Consider the following 12919-nt stretch of genomic DNA (forward strand, 5'->3'; position numbering starts at 1 on the left):
CCCAGGTCGCCGCGCGCTTTTCGCGGGCGACCCAAACCCCTGTCGCAGGCAACATTGCGGACCGGCCCCCTCCCGATCCGCGATGTTTCCCGACGAAACGCCGAGCGAACTCGCGGTAAAAAGACATATGACTTCTGAAACGCCGACCGCTCCGTTCGCCTCCATCGACGAGGTCACGCAAGCGCTGCAGGCGGCCGGCTATTTCGCGGACCGCCGGCTGGCAACCGCCGTCTTCCTCGCACTCAAGCTGCAGCGCCCGCTGTTGCTGGAGGGCGAGCCCGGCGTCGGCAAGACCGAACTGGCCAAGGCCCTTTCCAAGGCCCTGACGCGCGAACTGCTGCGTCTGCAGTGCTATGACGGGCTGGAGCAGCGCGAGGCACTCTACGAATGGAACTACGCCGCCCAACTGTTGCACATGCGCGCGGCCGAGGCGCATGGCGCGTCGAGCGACATCGAGTCGGAGGTGTACCAGCCCCGCTACCTGGTGCGCCGGCCCCTGCTGCAAGCCTTGCAGGCGCCAGCGCCCGGCGCCGTGTTGCTGATCGACGAAGTGGACCGCGCCGACGAGCCCTTCGAGGCCTTCCTCCTCGAATACCTCGGCGAATACCAGGTCAGCATTCCCGAGCTGGGCACGATCAGCGCGCTGGTGCCGCCGGTGACCATCCTCACCAGCAACCGCACGCGCGACCTCAATGACGCGGTCAAGCGCCGCTGCCTCTATCACTGGCTCGACTATCCCGAGCGCGAACGCGAACTCGCCATCGTTCGCGCGCAGGCGCCGCAGGCCAGCGCCGTGCTGTCCGCGCAGGTGGCTGCCTTCGTCGGCAAGCTGCGCTCCCAGCCCTTCAGCAACGCCTTCCAGCGCGCGCCCGGCATTGCCGAAAGCGTTGAATGGGCCAAGGCGCTGGTCGCGATGGACACGCTCGAGCTCGACCCCGAAGTCATCGTCAACACTGCCGGCATCCTCTTCAAGCAGCGCGACGACGTGGCTGCGCTGACGCACACATTGGCAGCCGACCTGCTCAAGCCGGAGGAGGCCGGGGCATGAAAGCCGGAGCAGAACGCAGAAGTCGCAAAGGTCTCGCAGAAGTCGCAAAGGAAAACCTTCAAAGTTTTCCTTGTCTTTTTCGCGTCCTTTGCGAAGCCTTTGCGAGCTCTGCGTTCGGTCCCCGTATTTGCATCGGACAGCCATGCAACAACTAGGCGACGCCCGCTCCGGCAAGCTCGCCGGCAACATGGCGAGCTTCGGCCGTGCGCTGCGCCGCGCCGGCGTGCGTACCGATGCCGCGCGCATCGCGCTGGCGGCAGAGGCGGCCATGCTGGTGGGCGTCGACACCCGCTTCGACTTCGCGGCCGCGCTGGAATCCGTGATGGTCAGCCGCGAACAGGACCGCATGGTGTTCCGCGAACTCTTCGACGCATGGTTCCGCGATCCGGAGCTGGCCAAGAAGATCCTGCAGCAGATGCTGCCCAGCGCCGAAGGCAAGGCCGAGCCCGTCAAGCGCCGGCCGCGCGTGCGGGAGGCGCTGGCCGCGCCGCGCGCCAAGGTCATGCCGGCCAGGACCGAGCGCGAGGTCGAGTTCGACGCTGCCATGACAGCCAGCGACCGCCAGCGCATGCAGCATGCCGACTTCAACGCGCTGGGCGCGGCCGAATACCAGCTGGTGGAGCGCCTTGCCCGCGACATCTCCTTGCCGGTGCCGAAGCTGCCCGCGCGCCGCTTGCGTGTGGCCAGCGGCGCGAGCAGCCATTCACGCATGCACTGGCCCGGCGTCCTGCACCAGGCCGCGCGCACCGGCGGCGAGTTGATCCGCCTGCCGCGCCTGGAGCGGCGCAAGCAGCCCTTGCCCCTGCTGATCCTGGTCGACGTATCGGGCTCGATGGAACGCTACGCCCGCCTGCTGCTGGCCTTCCTGCATGCGGCCACACGCAGGGCCGGCCCGCGCGACGTGTTCGCCTTCGGCACGCACCTGACCGATCTCACGCCCGCGTTCCGCATCGCCGACACCGACGTCATGCTCGAAGCCGCCAGCGCCGCCATCGACGACTTCGCCGGCGGCACGCGGCTCGGCGGTTCAATGACCCAGCTGCGCCGCCGCCACGCGAGGCGGCTGGTCGGCCGCCGCACGCTCGTGCTCGTGATCAGCGATGGCCTCGACACCGGCGAGCCGGCCGAACTGGAGCAGGAGTTGCTCTGGCTCAAGCGCCACTCGCGCAAGCTGCTCTGGCTCAACCCGCTGATGCGCTACGAGGGCTACGCACCCCTTGCGCGCGGAGCGGCTTTGCTGCACCGCCATGCGGACGCGATGCTCGCGGTCCACAATTTGAGCGCGCTGGAAGAGCTGGCCGCGAGCCTTGCCGCGCTGATGCGGGCGGGTCGATAGCCCTTCGGCCGCGAACGACAGAACAAAGAAGGAAACACCATGGAAATGCTCGGCACCCGCCAACTCGGCGTCACCCAACAACAGGCTTGGGAAGCGCTCAACGACCCGGCCACGCTGAAGGCCTGCCTGGCAGGTTGCGACAAGTTCGAGCCCGCCGGCGACGACACCTATGTCGTCGGCATGGCGGTCAAGGTCGGCCCCGTGTCGGCCAAGTTCAACGGCAAGGTCGCGCTGACCGAGATCGTGCCGCCGCAGAGCTACAAGCTGTCCTTCGAAGGGCAGGGCGGCGTCGCCGGTTTCGGCAAGGGCGCATCGAGCGTCTCGCTGACCCCGAACCCGGGCGGCTGCGAGCTCGGCTACACCGTGCAGGCCCAGGTCGGCGGCAAGATCGCGCAGTTGGGCCAGCGACTGGTGGACGGCGCCGCCAAGTCGATGGCCGACGACTTCTTCAAGCGCTTCGACGCGCTGATGGCCGAGCGCTATCCGGCGCCCGCCGCCGCCGTGGCCGGCGCCGACGACGAGGAGGAAGGCGGCACCTCCTTCGGCAGCATCGATTCGCTCGCGCCGCGCACCCGGCCGATGTCGCCCTCGGGCGAGTCCGCCGGCGGGTCGAGCCAGAAATGGATCTGGGTGGTCGTGGCCGTCGTGGTGGCTGTGGGCGCCTACCTGTATCTGCGCGGCTAGGACGGGCGGCCATGGAAAACCTGGACGTGATGGTGCTGCGAACCCTGCGCGACTGGCGCCTCGCCGGCCGTCGCGCCATGCTGACCACCGTGGTGCGCACCTGGGGTTCGTCGCCCCGGCCGGTCGGATCGATCATGGCGCTGGCGGAAGACGGCGCGGTGTCCGGCTCGGTCTCGGGCGGCTGCATCGAAGATGACCTCATCGCTCGCTATTCGCGCGCCCATGGCGGGCCCGGCACCATGCCGCATGGCGCGCCGGCGCTGGTCAAGTACGGTATCACCGCCGACGAGGCACACCGCTTCGGCTTGCCCTGCGGCGGCACGCTGGAACTGCTGCTCGAATACGACCCCGATGCCGCGTCGCTGCAGGCGCTCGTGGCCGAGCTGGAGCAAGGCACGCTCATGCAGCGCAGCGTCTCCCTGGCCGACGGCAGCGTGAGGCTGGCCTCGGCTTCCTCGCCAGCCGCGCTCAGGGTGGATGAGCGCGAATTGGTCAACACCTTCGGCCCTGAATACCGCATGCTGCTGATCGGCGCCGGCCAGCTCGCCGAATACCTGGCCACGATGGCGCGCTTCAGCGGTTTTGCCGTCACGCTGTGCGACCCGCGCGACGAATACCGCAGCGAGTGGTCGGTCCCCGGCGTGACCATCACCACCGTCATGCCCGACGACGCCGTCACCGCTTTCCGGCCCGACCGGCGCAGTTGCGTGGTCGGCCTCACGCATGACCCCAAGCTCGACGACCTGGCCCTCCTCGAAGCGCTGCAATCCGAAGCCTTCTATGTCGGCGCGATCGGCTCGCGCCGCAATGCCGACGCACGACGCGAGCGCATGATCGAGCACTTCGACCAGACCGAGCAATCCCTGGTGCGCCTGCGCGGCCCGATCGGCATCTACATCGGCAGCAAGACGCCGCCCGAGATCGCGGTGAGCGTGATGGCGGAAATCCTGGCCGTCAAGAATGCGGTGACCTTGCCGCGCGAGGCCGAAGTGGCGCATGCCAAGGCGTTGCAGGAAGCAGACTGACCTTGAACATTTCACGGGTATCCGGCCTCGTTGCGCGAGCGGCGCGGAAAGTGGCTGTCCCGTGTAGTAGATTGGGCCGTCTTGCTCGGTGCCAAGCTGAATTGGTGGCGCAGCGTCTGTCCACTTGCTTGTTCCCATGTTCCGCGACCCTCTCGATGATCTCTCCGTGACCGCCCCGCCAGCAGTCGATGTTTCATGCCGACGCTGGGTGGAATCCCGCGACCCGGCCCGCTGGCGGCAGGTCGGCGAGCAGTCGTTTGCCTTCCACCACAACCTCGCCAGTCATCCCTTGTTCGAACTCGATCGGCTCGGCGCGCTCGTCGAGACCCTGTTCGACCGGACAGACTGGATGCGCGAGTTCTCGTCCGCAGAGCGAAGCCAGGGGCGCACCGCGCTGCGGGATCGCCTGCGCGATTCGGTGCTGCACATTGCCAGCGCCGACGAATGGGTCGTGCTGCACTTCGTGGACCAGGCGGACCCGGAATACCACGCGTTGTACGAACAGGTGCTGGCGGACCTCGAGCGCGCCGCGGGCATCCAGTTCCGCAAGGACATGACCTGGGCCGGGATGAGCATCGTCATCCAGCCGCCCGGCTTCGTGGCGCCTTACCACTTCGATCATTCGAACTCCTTCATGCTGCAGGTTCGAGGCGCAAAGAACCTGACGGTGTTCCCGAACGAACGCCACGTCGTCACGGAGGAAGAGATCGAGGACTACTACCGGCACAACCCGCTGGCGGCAAAGTTCCGCAGCGAAGTGGAGGACACCGGCATCGAATACCTGCTTCGGCCCGGCGTCGGGGTCTACAACCCGCCGTTGTCGCCGCGGGTGACGCGCACCGGCGATGAGGTCTCGGTGAGCATTTCGATCCACTATTCCCTTCCCGAGGCCGATGCGCGTGCACATGTGTACCAGGCCAACTACGTGCTGCGTACGCTCGGCTTGCGACCCACGCCGCCCGGCCGCTCGCAGGCGCTCGACAGGGCCAAGCATCGCTTCATGACCGCGCTGTCGAAGTCCAGGCCGCGTAGCTACGACGAAGCGATCTTCTCCGGCGTCGACCGCCTGGGCGCGCCGCTCCGGGTAGCCAAGCGGATCGTCCGGAAGCTCCGGCGCTGACCCTGCTGGGCAGGCCCGCGGCAATGTCGAGAGTGCGCATGTTGTGGACCGCCGGACCGGGTTGTGAGGTATAAAACCTTGCTCTGACATGACGTTGTCGCACCTGATCGTCGAGCCATCATGGCCGGCAGGCACTATGCACCACCCACGCAGCCCTTTCGGTCTTTCCCCTGGCAGCCTCCGCAACGGCCTTTGCGTCGTCGCGGCATTGAGCATTGCAGGCTGCGCGACAGAGCGTGTTCCCTTGCCGCCGCTGCCGCCATTGCCCTCGTCGACGACCTCTGCTGCGCCACCGGCGCCAGCGCCTCCTCCGGTGGTGGCGCCCCGGCCAGCGGGCGCCTACCTCCGGCCTGCGCCGGGCCCGATCCTGGCCCGGTACGATCGCGAGCGAAACAAGGGGCTCGACATCGCGGGCGCCGCTGGCGATCCGGTGCTGGCTTCACGCGACGGCCGTGTGGTGCTGGTGAGCAGCGCCTTGCCCGAATACGGGACGATGATCGTCGTCAAGCATGACGAGAACTTCATCACCGCCTATGCCCATGTCGGCAAGGTGCTCGTCAAGGAAGACGACGCGGTCCGGCAAGGCCAGCAGATTGCGGAGATGGGCAGCACCGGCACCAACCGCGTGAAGCTCCATTTCGAGATCCGCAAGCAAGGCGTCGCGCAGGACCCGGAGCCCTACTTGAACGGCGCGTTGCGCTGATCGACTCCCGGCCGCGCGCCGTCGGATGCAGCGGCTTCCGACGCTTCGAGGCCCTCGGTTGGTGCCGCTTCGGCGGACGCACGGTCGGCCTTGCGGGCACGGAACAGCGCCGCACGCATGAGGAAGATCGTGGTGATCGGCGCGGTCATGGCGACGAACAGCGAAATCAACCCCGCATGCAGGAACAGGTGCAAGCCCTGCACCGAGAAATAGACGCCGGTCGCCAGCGTGATGCACCAGACGCCGAAGGTCGCGCCCAGCGTCGGCGCGTGGATGCGGCGGAAGAAGGTCGGCAACCGGACCAGCCCGAACGAGCCGATCGCGGCGAACGCGGCCCCGAGCACGGCGAACACGGCCGTCAGGACCTCCGCCCACAGTGGCAGCGCATCCGTGCTGTTCATTCGATCACCTCGCCGCGCAAGAGGAACTTGGCCATCGCCATCGATCCTACGAAGCCGAACAGGGCGATCAGCAACGCCGCCTCGAAGTACACGTCGCTGGCGTAGATGATGCCGAGCACCAGCATCATCAGCATGCCGTTGATGTAGAGGCAATCGAGCGCCATCACGCGGTCCTGCGCGGTCGGGCCGACCAGCAGGCGGCCGAGCGCGCAGAGCATGCCGACCGCGAGCAGGAAGAGCGCGGCCTTCAGGGCCCAGAGCAGCAAAGGGGTCATTCGAAGATCTCCATGAGCAGGCGTTCATAGCGCTGCTTGATCATCGCGATGAAGGCTTCGTCCTCCCCGTCCAGGTCGAACACGTGGATCAGCAGTGTCGACCGGTCCAGCGCCAGTTCTGCCCAGGCCGTGCCCGGCGTGAGGCACAACACCATCGCCAGCATGGCCAGGCCGCTCGGATCGCGCATGTCCAGCGGCACCTGCACGAAGCGCGACGAGATGGCGGCGCTGCGGCGCGTCAGCAGCAGCCGCGCCACGTCGAATGCCGACGCCACGAGGTCCACCGTCACACGGACCGCCAGCTTGAACAGCAGCGCCGGATTCCGCACACGCGCCTGGGCCGGTCGCAGGCTTCGGGTGAGCATTGGTACCGCGATGGCCAGCACCGCGGCCAGGAGCAGCGTGGCGGCGTCCAGCGACTGGTTCAGCACCACCCACACGGAGAAGAGGAACACCGACAGCGGCAGAGACGACAACCAGCGATTCATGGCGTGCGCTTTCCGGCGACGGGGTTGGGCACCTGCCGTGCGCCCATCACGGCCTTGCGATAGGCGGTGGGGGTGAACAAGCCCCTGGCCGTCGCCGTGGCGTGCTGCATCACCGGGCCTGCCTCGGTCGTCAGCGCCACGCAGCAGAGCAGCAGCGCCGCCACCGGCAGCAGCTCGACCGCGCGCAGCAGCGGAGGGGTTTCCACGGGCTGGGTCCAGAAGTGGCGTATGCCGGTGCGGGTCATGGCCACCAGGGTCAGGAAGCCCGACACCAGCAGCAAGGCCATGAACATCCAGCCAGAGGCGCCCGTCTCGCGCGCGCCAAGAAGGCCCGAGAGCATCGCGAACTTGCCCAGGAAGCCCGACAGCGGCGGCATGCCTGCCAGCAACAGCGTGCAGCCTGCAAAGCCCAGCCCCAGGAAGGCCACGCCCGCCGGGATGGCGCGGCCGTAGATCTCGCGCTGGTCGTCGTCGAGGTTCACGCCTTCGATCTGCTGCAGGTCGGGCGTGAGGAAGGGCGCGTGGTCGGCGACTTCGTGCGGCGCGATGCTGGCGCCCTCGTTGCGCCAGCGTTCGATCATGTCGATCAGCAGGAAGAACGCACTCACCGCCAGCGTCGAGCTCAGCAGGTAGTAGAGCGCCCCGGCCCACACCGCGGGCTCGCCGAGACCGATGGCCGTCAACAGCGTCCCGGCCGACACCAGCACGCTGAAGCCGGCCAGGTTCGACATGCGCTGCGTGCCGATGATGCCCAGCGCGCCGACGAACAGCGTGGTCATGCCGAACGCCATCAGCACGTTGTGGCCGAACTGTGCCGACGCGCCGGTATCGGGCGCGAACATCAGCGTCCACAAGCGCAGGATGGTGTAGATGCCGAGCTTGGTCAGCAGCGCGAACACCGCGCTCACCGGCGACACTGCCGCGCTGTACGCAGGCACCAGCCAGAAGTTAAGCGGCCAGGTGCCGGCCTTGGCCAGGAAGGCGGTGAAGAGGATGGCCGTCGCCGCATGCACGAGGCCACGGTCGGCCGGCGCGATCTGTGCGATGCGCATGCCGAGGTCCGCCATGTTCAGCGTGCCGGTCGCGCCGTAGAGCATGGAGGCGCCGATCAGGAACAGCGACGAGGCCGCCAGGTTGATCGCGATGTAGTGCAGGCCCGCCTGCACGCGCAGCCGGCCCGAACCGTGCAGCAGCAGTCCGTAGGAGGCCGCCAGCATCACCTCGAAGAAGACGAAGAGATTGAACAGGTCGCCGGTCAGGAAGGCGCCATTCAGGCCCATCAACTGCAACTGCAGCAAGGCGTGGAAATGCACGCCCGCGCGGTCCCAGCGCGAGGTGGAGTAGATCGAGGCCGCGAAGCCGATCACTCCCGTGAGCGCCACCATCAATGTCGAGAGCCGGTCGGCCACCAGCACGATCCCGAACGGCGCGCGCCAGTTGCCCGGCAGGTAGACGCCGATGGAGCCGGCCCCGCCGCCCACGTCGGGGGCGTTCACCCAGCGCAGCAGGGCCAGCGCGGCCACCAGCCCCGCGAGGCCCGACACCACGCTCAGCACCGCCTTCTCGCGGCGCCGCTTCTCGTTGAGCAGCAGCATCAGCGCAGCGGTGAGCATCGGCACGAGGATCGGCACCGCCACCAGGTGCGGCATCGTGGCGTCGAGCAGCCGGTCGAGCAACTGGGTGACGGTCATGGGCCGGCCTCCTGCTCAGGGGTGCGGGTGCGGGTACCGAACGCAGAAGTCGCAAAGGTTTCGCAGAGGTCGCAAAAGAAAACCCAAAAATTTTCCTTGAAGTCCTTTTGCGGCTTCTGCGTAGCTTTTGTCTTCCTTCTGCGTTCGGTACCCGATCCCGATCCCGATGCCGTATTCATGACGTGCCATCCCCGCTGTCCGCATGCTTGTCGCCGTCCACATGGTCGTTGCCCGCAAGACCGCGCGAGGCGAGCATGACGACCAGGAACAGGGCGGTCATGGCAAAGCCGATGACGATGGCGGTGAGCACCAGCGCCTGCGGCATCGGGTCGGCGGTGTTGGCCAGCGTGGCGCGGATGCCTGGCGTGAGCACCGGCTCGCTGTCGACCATCAGCCGGCCCATGCTGAAGATGAACAGGTTCACCGCGTACGACACCAGCGTGAGCCCCATGATGACCTGGAAGGTGCGCGGCCGCAGCAGCAGGTACACGCCCGATCCGGTGAGCACGCCGATGGCAATGGCCAGCACGGCTTCCATCAGCGGGCGCCTCCGGCGTCGACGGGTGCGAGAGGCGGGGCGTCGGCTGACGCAGCGGCAGCGGCCAGGCGTTCGGCTTCCTTTTCCATCTGTTCCGCCACCCAGCGATGGCTGCGGATCGACTGGTGGGCCAGCGCCGTGAGGATCAGCATGGTCGAGCCCAGCACGATTGAAAAAACGCCCGTGTCGAACAGTGCCGCGCTCGGAACATGGATCTCGCCCAGCACCGGCAAGTGCAGGTGCGCGGTGTGCGTGGTCATGAACGGATAGCCGAGCAGCACCGAACCGCCGCCGGTCGCCAGCGCCAGCAGCATGCCGACCGCGATCCAGCGGCGCGGATAGATGCGCAGATGTTCCTCCACCCACTCGGTGCCCGACACGATGAACTGCAGCAGCAAGGCCACCGACATCACCAACCCGGCGACGAAGCCGCCGCCGGGCGCGTTGTGCCCGCGCATGAAGAAGTACACCGACACCAGCACCGATAGCGGCAGCAACAGGCGGATCAGCACCGCCGGCACCATCAGGTAGCCCACGGCCGTGTCCTTCGCGAGCCGCGGGTTCAGCAGGTCGGTGCTGCCGTCATGGCTTTGCGCGCGCTGCTGCTCGGGCAGCGCCATCGATTCCGGCGCGGGCCGGAAGCGCCGCAGCAGCGCATACACCGTCAGCGCCACCACGCCGAGCACCGTGATCTCGCCGAAGGTGTCGAAACCGCGAAAGTCGACCAGCATCACGTTGACTACGTTCGCTCCGCCGCCCTCGGTCATCGCGCGGTCCAGGAAGAAGGGCGAGATGCTGAGCGGGAAAGGTCGCGTCATCATCATCCAGGCCAGCAGCGCCATGCCGCTGCCGGCGCAAGCGGCCACCACCAGGTCGCGGCCACGCCGCCTCCAGAGCTGCAGGCGCGCCCGCATCGGCTGCACCGTCGCCTTGCGCAGCGGCAACCAGCGCAGGCCCAGCAGGATCAGCACCGTGGTCACGGTCTCGACCACGAGTTGCGTCAGGGCCAGGTCGGGCGCGGAAAACCAGATGTAGGTGATGCAGCAGGTCAGGCCTGCCCCCGCCGCGAGCATCAGCGATGCCAGCCGGTGGAACTTCGCCTGCCAGGCTGCCGCGACGGCACAGGTGCAGCCGATCAGCCAGGTCATCGCGAACATCGGCGAGAACGGCAGCAGCTCACGCGTACCGCGCGATGCCGGCGTCAACCAGAGCGCGGCAGCCGCCAGGCCCATCGCCACCAGCACCAGCACCAGCAACTGCGGCTGCAGGCGGCGCGTGCTCAACAGTCGCCGGCCGCGTCGCCCGGCCTCGCTCATCCGCGCGATCACGTTCTCGAAGATGCGCTGCCCGTCGAGGTGCTGCAGGAACGGCGTGCGCACCAGCCCGCCGCGTTCGCGCCGGCGCCGCTGCAGCAGGAACAAGGAGAGGCCGCCCGCCAATGCGATGAAGCTCATCAGCAGCGGCAGGTTGAAGCCGTGCCACACCGCCAGGCTGTAGTCGGGCAACTCCCCACCCACCACCGGCCGTGCGGCGGCGGCCAGCAGCGGGCCGATCGACCAGGCCGGCGCCACGCCCACCACCAGGCACACCAGCACCAGCAACTCGACCGGCACGCGCATCCAGTGCGGTGGCTCGTGCGGCGTCTTCGGGACCTCGGAACCGCAGGGCGGTCCGAAGAAGACGTCGAACACGAAGCGGGACGAATACGTGACGCTGAAGATCCCGCCCAGCGTGGCGACGATCGGCAGCGTCCATTCGACCCACGGCGCGGCGTCGACCAGCACCGCCTCGGCGAAGAACATTTCCTTCGACAGGAACCCGTTGAGCAGCGGCACGCCGGCCATCGCGGCGCTCGCGATGATCGCCAGCGTGCCGGTGATTGGCATGAGCTTGATCAGCCCGCTGAGCTTTCGGATGTCGCGCGTGCCGCTCTCGTGGTCGATGATGCCGGCCGCCATGAACAGCGAGGCCTTGAAGGTCGCATGGTTCATCACGTGGAACACCGCGGCCACGGCGGCCAGCGTGGAGTTGAGCCCCAGCAGCAGCACGATCAGCCCGAGGTGCGAAATCGTCGAATAGGCAAGCAGGGCCTTCAGGTCGCGCTGGAACATCGCGACAAACCCGCCGAGCAGCAGCGTGATGGCGCCGGCCCCGCCGACCAGCCAGAACCACTGCTCGGTGCCCGACAACACCGGCCACAAGCGCGCAAGCAGGAACACGCCCAGCTTCACCATCGTGGCCGAATGCAGGTACGCGGACACGGGCGTCGGCGCGGCCATGGCGCGCGGCAGCCAGAAGTGAAACGGAAACTGCGCGCTCTTGGTGAAGGCGCCCAGCAGCACCAGCACCAGCATCGGCGCATACAGCCCGTGTGCCCGAATCCGCGCGCCCGAGGCAAGCACCGCGTCCAACTCGTAGCTGCCGACGATGCGGCCAAGCACCAGCACGCCCGCCAGCAGGCACAGCCCACCCGCGCCGGTCACGGTGAGCGCCATGCGCGCCCCGCGCCGCGCATCGCGCCGGTGGTGCCAGTAGCCGATCAACAGGAAGGAGAACAGGCTGGTCAGTTCCCAGAACACCACCATCTGCACCAGGTTGCCCGACAGCACCACGCCCATCATGGCGCCCATGAAGGCCAGGAAGAACGAGAAGAAGCGGGGCACCGGATCGGACGGCGACATGTAGTAGCGCGCGTAGAGCACCACCAGCGCCCCGATGCCGAGCACCAGCATGCAGAACAGCCACGCGAAGCCGTCGAGCCGGAAGACCAGGTCAAGCCCGAGCGAGGGCAGCCATTCGAAGCGCTCGCGGATCACCTCGCCGCCGGCAACTCGGGGAAACAGCCACGCGACCTGTGCCGCGCAGCCCAAGGCGACCAGGCCCGCAAGCGTCGATTCCCGGTTGCGCGCGTTCGACGGCATGGCTGCCGCCAATACGCTGGCGACGAAGGGGAGCGCGACGAGGAGTACCAAGGGCATCGCGGTGGATTATGGGTCGCGCACGCGCGCGACGCCATCGCGAAACCGGAGCCTTGCCTATGTCGCGATGAAGTGGACCGTGCGGATGCCGAGCCAGGTCAGGACCAGCGAGCCTGCAAGATGACTGGCCGCGGTAACCAGCGCCACCCCGGCGCGTCCCTCCATCAGCATCGTCGTTACCTCGGCCGAGAAGCTCGAGAACGTTGTCAGCCCGCCCAGGAAACCGGTGACGATGGCGAGCCGCCACACGGGATCGATGTCGGGCATGGCCGCAAAGATCGCGACCATGACGCCGACGAGATAGCCGCCGATCAGGTTGGCCGCGAGCGTGCCCCAGGGCATGAAGCCGCCGACGCCAAGCCAGAGCGCAAGGCCCCAGCGGGAAAGGGCGCCCAGCGAGGCGCCGACGCAGATCGCGAAAACGGGAAGCAGCATGGCCGCGACTTTACTTCTCCGCGCCCATCAACAGGTCGGGCAGGATCGTCACGGTGCCCGGGGAACAGCGTGATGAGCGCGATGCACACCACCGGGCAGAGAAGAACGGGATCGCGGTCTTGGTGTTGATGTTGCTGTCCTTGCCCGTGCTGCTCCCGCCCATGAAAAAAGCCGCCCGAAGGCGGCTCGACGCGATC

14 protein-coding genes are annotated in these 12919 nt (G+C 67.7%); 6 read left to right on the forward strand and 8 right to left on the reverse strand.

Going from position 1 to position 12919, the window contains the following annotated elements:
- Positions 1-127 precede the first annotated feature (127 nt).
- From HB681_RS14915 to HB681_RS14940, 6 genes are all read left to right on the forward strand, one after another.
- Positions 128-1048, forward strand: coding sequence for a MoxR family ATPase (locus HB681_RS14915; protein WP_213955621.1), 921 nt, complete (start codon positions 128-130; stop codon positions 1046-1048).
- Between the two features lie 142 nt (positions 1049-1190).
- Complete coding sequence (locus HB681_RS14920) at positions 1191-2384, forward strand: VWA domain-containing protein (protein WP_213955622.1); 1194 nt, start codon at positions 1191-1193, stop codon at positions 2382-2384.
- Between the two features lie 39 nt (positions 2385-2423).
- Positions 2424-3068: a carbon monoxide dehydrogenase subunit G gene (locus HB681_RS14925; RefSeq protein WP_213955623.1), complete on the forward strand. Its 645-nt coding sequence runs from the start codon at positions 2424-2426 to the stop codon at positions 3066-3068.
- An 11-nt stretch (positions 3069-3079) separates the two neighbouring features.
- Positions 3080-4093 carry an XdhC family protein gene (locus HB681_RS14930; RefSeq protein ID WP_213955624.1) on the forward strand — a complete coding sequence of 338 codons (1014 nt, stop codon included), beginning with the start codon at positions 3080-3082 and terminating at the stop codon, positions 4091-4093.
- A 208-nt stretch (positions 4094-4301) separates the two neighbouring features.
- On the forward strand, positions 4302-5213 hold the full coding sequence (locus HB681_RS14935; RefSeq protein ID WP_213955625.1) for a hypothetical protein: 912 nt from the start codon (positions 4302-4304) through the stop codon (positions 5211-5213).
- Between the two features lie 244 nt (positions 5214-5457).
- Positions 5458-5916: a peptidoglycan DD-metalloendopeptidase family protein gene (locus HB681_RS14940; protein WP_256354082.1), complete on the forward strand. Its 459-nt coding sequence runs from the start codon at positions 5458-5460 to the stop codon at positions 5914-5916.
- Here HB681_RS14940 and mnhG read toward each other — a convergent pair.
- The 8 genes from mnhG to HB681_RS14980 all read right to left on the reverse strand — a co-directional run bounded on the left by mnhG (position 5892) and on the right by HB681_RS14980 (position 12885).
- Positions 5892-6317, reverse strand: coding sequence for a monovalent cation/H(+) antiporter subunit G (gene mnhG, locus HB681_RS14945; protein WP_213955627.1), 426 nt, complete (start codon positions 6315-6317; stop codon positions 5892-5894). The genes HB681_RS14940 and mnhG overlap by 25 nt on opposite strands.
- Positions 6314-6592: a K+/H+ antiporter subunit F gene (locus HB681_RS14950; RefSeq protein ID WP_213955628.1), complete on the reverse strand. Its 279-nt coding sequence runs from the start codon at positions 6590-6592 to the stop codon at positions 6314-6316. Before HB681_RS14950 ends, mnhG begins: the two co-directional genes overlap by 4 nt.
- Positions 6589-7080: a Na+/H+ antiporter subunit E gene (locus HB681_RS14955; RefSeq protein ID WP_213955629.1), complete on the reverse strand. Its 492-nt coding sequence runs from the start codon at positions 7078-7080 to the stop codon at positions 6589-6591. The genes HB681_RS14950 and HB681_RS14955 overlap by 4 nt, the downstream gene beginning before the upstream one ends.
- Positions 7077-8771, reverse strand: coding sequence for a monovalent cation/H+ antiporter subunit D (locus HB681_RS14960; RefSeq protein ID WP_213955630.1), 1695 nt, complete (start codon positions 8769-8771; stop codon positions 7077-7079). Before HB681_RS14960 ends, HB681_RS14955 begins: the two co-directional genes overlap by 4 nt.
- A gap of 175 nt (positions 8772-8946) precedes the next feature.
- A complete protein-coding gene (locus tag HB681_RS14965) occupies positions 8947-9309 on the reverse strand; it encodes a Na+/H+ antiporter subunit C (protein WP_213955631.1) in 363 nt (120 codons plus the stop codon).
- Complete coding sequence (locus tag HB681_RS14970) at positions 9309-12287, reverse strand: monovalent cation/H+ antiporter subunit A (protein ID WP_213955632.1); 2979 nt, start codon at positions 12285-12287, stop codon at positions 9309-9311. The genes HB681_RS14965 and HB681_RS14970 overlap by 1 nt, the downstream gene beginning before the upstream one ends.
- A gap of 57 nt (positions 12288-12344) precedes the next feature.
- The gene (crcB, locus tag HB681_RS14975; RefSeq protein ID WP_213955633.1) at positions 12345-12722 is read right to left on the reverse strand and encodes a fluoride efflux transporter CrcB; all 378 of its coding nucleotides are present in this window, start codon (positions 12720-12722) and stop codon (positions 12345-12347) included.
- A gap of 10 nt (positions 12723-12732) precedes the next feature.
- Positions 12733-12885 carry a hypothetical protein gene (locus tag HB681_RS14980; protein ID WP_213955634.1) on the reverse strand — a complete coding sequence of 51 codons (153 nt, stop codon included), beginning with the start codon at positions 12883-12885 and terminating at the stop codon, positions 12733-12735.
- Positions 12886-12919: the final 34 nt, after the last annotated feature.

The sequence above is a fragment of the Variovorax sp. dw_954 genome (genome assembly GCF_018449755.1).
Taxonomy (GTDB): domain Bacteria; phylum Pseudomonadota; class Gammaproteobacteria; order Burkholderiales; family Burkholderiaceae_C; genus Variovorax.

Excerpts from the sequence above, each read along its gene's own strand:
- HB681_RS14930 (WP_213955624.1), top strand. The coding sequence starts at position 3,080 with ATGGAAAACCTGGACGTGATGGTGCTGCGAACCCTGCGCGACTGGCGC.
- HB681_RS14920 (WP_213955622.1), top strand. The coding sequence starts at position 1,191 with ATGCAACAACTAGGCGACGCCCGCTCCGGCAAGCTCGCCGGCAACATG.
- HB681_RS14970 (WP_213955632.1), bottom strand. The coding sequence starts at position 12,287 with ATGCCCTTGGTACTCCTCGTCGCGCTCCCCTTCGTCGCCAGCGTATTG.
- HB681_RS14980 (WP_213955634.1), bottom strand. The coding sequence starts at position 12,885 with ATGGGCGGGAGCAGCACGGGCAAGGACAGCAACATCAACACCAAGACC.
- HB681_RS14950 (WP_213955628.1), bottom strand. The coding sequence starts at position 6,592 with ATGACCCCTTTGCTGCTCTGGGCCCTGAAGGCCGCGCTCTTCCTGCTC.
- crcB (WP_213955633.1), bottom strand. The coding sequence starts at position 12,722 with ATGCTGCTTCCCGTTTTCGCGATCTGCGTCGGCGCCTCGCTGGGCGCC.
- mnhG (WP_213955627.1), bottom strand. The coding sequence starts at position 6,317 with ATGAACAGCACGGATGCGCTGCCACTGTGGGCGGAGGTCCTGACGGCC.
- HB681_RS14965 (WP_213955631.1), bottom strand. The coding sequence starts at position 9,309 with ATGGAAGCCGTGCTGGCCATTGCCATCGGCGTGCTCACCGGATCGGGC.
- HB681_RS14925 (WP_213955623.1), top strand. The coding sequence starts at position 2,424 with ATGGAAATGCTCGGCACCCGCCAACTCGGCGTCACCCAACAACAGGCT.
- HB681_RS14960 (WP_213955630.1), bottom strand. The coding sequence starts at position 8,771 with ATGACCGTCACCCAGTTGCTCGACCGGCTGCTCGACGCCACGATGCCG.
- HB681_RS14955 (WP_213955629.1), bottom strand. The coding sequence starts at position 7,080 with ATGAATCGCTGGTTGTCGTCTCTGCCGCTGTCGGTGTTCCTCTTCTCC.
- HB681_RS14915 (WP_213955621.1), top strand. The coding sequence starts at position 128 with ATGACTTCTGAAACGCCGACCGCTCCGTTCGCCTCCATCGACGAGGTC.